4 protein-coding genes are annotated in these 3,547 nt (G+C 44.3%); all 4 read left to right on the top strand.

What is annotated here, in order from left to right; all coding sequences use genetic code 11:
* Positions 1-72: 72 nt before the first annotated feature.
* The 4 genes from ACFSW8_RS15795 (at position 73) to ACFSW8_RS15780 (ending at position 3,364) form a co-directional block, all read left to right on the top strand.
* Positions 73-513 carry a hypothetical protein gene (locus ACFSW8_RS15795; protein ID WP_377090667.1) on the top strand — a complete coding sequence of 147 codons (441 nt, stop codon included), beginning with the start codon at positions 73-75 and terminating at the stop codon, positions 511-513.
* A gap of 138 nt (positions 514-651) precedes the next feature.
* Positions 652-1,101, top strand: a complete 450-nt coding sequence (locus ACFSW8_RS15790) for a hypothetical protein (RefSeq protein ID WP_377178738.1) — start codon at positions 652-654, stop codon at positions 1,099-1,101.
* 639 nt (positions 1,102-1,740) lie between these two features.
* The gene (locus tag ACFSW8_RS15785; protein ID WP_377090672.1) at positions 1,741-2,061 is read left to right on the top strand and encodes a hypothetical protein; all 321 of its coding nucleotides are present in this window, start codon (positions 1,741-1,743) and stop codon (positions 2,059-2,061) included.
* Between the two features lie 898 nt (positions 2,062-2,959).
* On the top strand, positions 2,960-3,364 hold the full coding sequence (locus tag ACFSW8_RS15780) for a hypothetical protein (RefSeq protein ID WP_377090674.1): 405 nt from the start codon (positions 2,960-2,962) through the stop codon (positions 3,362-3,364).
* Positions 3,365-3,547: the final 183 nt, after the last annotated feature.

Genomic DNA, 3,547 nt, shown 5'->3' with positions numbered 1-3,547 from the left:
ACCCTCTATCCGTTAACAATAAATCATAGTACATCCCTCGTCAGCGGTGCGGTGTGCTTTACGTTAGGCTAAATGAACCTCCTCTTAGAAAACTCAACATTTGTAGAATACTACACCTACCTAGATGAGCTTTTTCGAGCTATTCCTGAGCTACAGGAGTACAACTACTTACTTTCAGATCTAGACGTCACAAATTGGCCGCTAGAGCAGAGTTCGATTTCTATTTCTGGTTCAGAACTATTTGAGACCATAACCTCATCAAAAGTTCAGTTCATCTGGGGTGTTCTATCCGCATTCAAGGGTGAAGTCTGCATTCCTAGTGATCTTCCATATGCAGACGGCAACCCACGTTTGTGGCAACACAACCGAAAAGTTCAGTGTCCTGGAGCCGAATTCGAGATTGTTTGCTGGGACAGTGGAGCCACGCTATTCATTGGCGCAGATGAAGAATTGGCCTCCAAACTGATGAAACTATATCCCGATATACAGCGCCTAGACAGCACCATAAACTGAGTTTGCCTAACAAGACGCTGCACCCAACCGCTGACCGCGGTTGAGCTCCGCTCACCATTTTCAATCCACCATCCGTAAACAATAAATCATAGTACATCGCCGTCAGCGGTGCGGTGTGCTTTACGTTATGCTAAAAATATGCCCCACACTCATACATTATCACTAGAGCCATACAGGGATATAAAATATGTCGGCACCGTCTCAGATTTCATAATTAGCGATAAGCCTCTGAGAGAAGAATTTAAGATTAGTGATCCGTGCACACTGATCAGTGATCGTCCTATTGAGTATAATCTTCGTATCCTTCGTTGGTTCATGCTTGAAGAAATCTGTGAGGAACTATACGGAAGACTCCCTCTCTATGTATGTTCATACTGCGGCGATTTTGATTGCGGATACCACAGTGTTGAGATTCAAGAACAAGACGATTTAGTCATCTGGAGTGATTTCAGGTGGAACCAGTCTACATACGATGACATATCTGAACAGACTGACTCTCAAAAGTATTTCACCAGAAAGTTCGATAGAGAACAGTACATGAAGGTATTCAGAGACCAGAAGAACACTCTAGAAACTGCCCTTGCATAACAAGACGCTGCACCCAACCGCTGACCGCGGTTGAGCTTCGCTCCTCTCTTCCAACCCTCAATCCGTAAACAATAAATCACAGTACATTCCCGTCAGCGGTGCGGTGTGCTTTACGTTCTACTGGAGATATCCCGTTGCAGAGTGCTCCTCTGGTTATTTAGGTACAGACTAGACAGCAGAGAAGTTGAAATATTATTCAAAATTGAGAAACTTTCCATCATCGTCCAGAGGCAGTGTATTCGGGACTCTGGAGTTTCAGCATCGTGAACTTAACCAACATTATTCCTAGTTCCAAAAGCTGGGTAAGGCTTCCAGAACCCTCGGCCTTCCATGCGATGAGCCAAATCAGCTTTTTAGGTTTCCTGCGTTTTTAGAGATCCTCGACATCGATGCCTAAATCTAAGTGACCTAGCATAGAACATCCTTGCTACATAGTTGCAGATATCTAAGATCCGGTCCGATTGATAATCTTCCATCCAGTTGGAAACCACCGGATACACCACGTTCGTAGAACAAGACGCTGCACCCAACCGCTGACCGCGGTTGAGCTCCGCTCACCATTCCCAACCCTCTATCCGTAAACAATAAATCATAGTACATCCCCGTCAGCGGTGTGGTGTGCTTTACGTTAGCTTAAAAATGAAAACCTCCATCTGGACATACTTCACGAGTGGCTTGGGGAACCTGGTCGTTATCTCGCTAGCCTTTGCGGTGATTACTCAATCATCTGTCAATCTTGGATGGTTTGGACTCATTGGATTCCCTATCCTATCCATAGGTTATGCTGTTGTCCGCCGCTCTCTAGATGTCGGTAAACTTTCGAGCGATAACAAGGTTGGTGAGATAAAAAATGATCCTCTTTATTCTCAGTTCATAGAAGAAGACGAATCTAGACTCCACATTTACAAAGAAGATTTACCTGATGAATTTAACTACTGGAAATCAAGAAATTGCCTCTAGCTAACAAGACGCTGCACCCAACCGCTGACCGCGGTTGAGCTCCGCTCACCATTTCCAATCCACTATCCGTAAACAATAAATCTCAGTACATTCCCCCGTCAGCGGTGCGGTGTGCTTTACGTTAGCCTAAATTATGCGCTTCCTCTTTAAGTCACTTCAGAACAAACAAAGTCTTCCTTGTTAAGTGCATTTCCAGAATCAATCGCACAAGATGTCACATGTGCTCTAAAGTTTCTCAGACTTCCAAAATACGAGATTAGTTTAGGCGGAGATTACCCTTCTTACGTAGACTCTGATGAAGTCTCTTTACCATACCGTGTATACTTTCCTCCCGTACATCCTGACCAGATCAGTAAGCTGCCTGACACACAGAAAGAAATCATTGCTGCCATTATGAGTAGGCACCATGACGGCTATGTGCGTCAAACTTGGGCCCCGATTCTCTGTAGCAGTGCATCTCTATGGACTGTTCCATACTTACTATATTTGATTAGCGACTATGTAGTAGAAATTACAGAGACCATAAAAGATACACTGACTGATTCAGACTACTCCAGAATACGAAGTTTCGTATCGTCACACGACATAGACGCCCTCAAATTATCTCAGCGTATTTTCACATACTGGGATATTTACTACAGGTCATCCCCCCCACGATATCCGAAACTTAGTTCGTATCCTCCTTATCAGATCATGCTCTCTCTCGAACTATGGAATAATAAAGTCGCACGTCATATCATCCGCAAAGAAACTGCCTCTGGCTAACAAGACGCTGCACCCAACCGCTGACCGCGGTTGAGCTCCGCTCACCATTTCCAACCCTCAATCCGTAAATAATAAATCACAGTACATTGCCCAGTCAGCGGTGCGGTGTGCTTTACGTTAGCCTATAAATAATATGCCAGCCTCAATCCAACACTTACTTAACGACTTATGGAAAGGTCGTTTTGGAGATTCAGTAGATGCCACACTCCAAGTTTATGAGGAACTAAACTCTATCATTACTAAAGAGCACATCAATTTGTTGAGGTCATTCTTAGATCAAGATGACATAGGCTTTTGGATGCGCGAGCTAATCACAGCTACACTTCTTGAAATTGGCGGTTCAGAATATATCCCACTTGGTTTGGAGATGTTGCACCAAAACTCTCTAGAAGGTCATGATAGTGATTCTCTAGAGCAAAGTCTTGTTGGTGTCGCTGAAGAGGATAAGTCTAGTTCTAAGGCTCTTCTCGAACACGTCCTTAATGGAAGTTCATCACATTTGCACGAAGATGCTCAGTGGTTACTCGAATACTGCTAAAATCGAATTTGGCTAACAAGACGCTGCACCCAACCGCTTACACGGTTGAGTTTCGCTCCGCGATTTGGTAGGAGTTTCTTGAAACAAAAATCATAGCGTGTTGGCCAGGTTCGCGGTTGGTGTGCTTTACGTTCTACTAGAGATATCCCATTGCAGAGTGCTCAACCAGATTACTCAGTGCAG

This window comes from Rubritalea tangerina (assembly GCF_042683245.1).
Taxonomy (GTDB): Bacteria; Verrucomicrobiota; Verrucomicrobiia; order Verrucomicrobiales; family Akkermansiaceae; genus Rubritalea; species Rubritalea tangerina.
Note: the sequence above shows the minus strand (reverse complement) of the source record. Positions and strands in the feature narration are given on the sequence as shown.

Excerpts from the sequence above, each read along its gene's own strand:
- ACFSW8_RS15795 (WP_377090667.1), top strand. The coding sequence starts at position 73 with ATGAACCTCCTCTTAGAAAACTCAACATTTGTAGAATACTACACCTAC.
- ACFSW8_RS15790 (WP_377178738.1), top strand. The coding sequence starts at position 652 with ATGCCCCACACTCATACATTATCACTAGAGCCATACAGGGATATAAAA.
- ACFSW8_RS15785 (WP_377090672.1), top strand. The coding sequence starts at position 1,741 with ATGAAAACCTCCATCTGGACATACTTCACGAGTGGCTTGGGGAACCTG.
- ACFSW8_RS15780 (WP_377090674.1), top strand. The coding sequence starts at position 2,960 with ATGCCAGCCTCAATCCAACACTTACTTAACGACTTATGGAAAGGTCGT.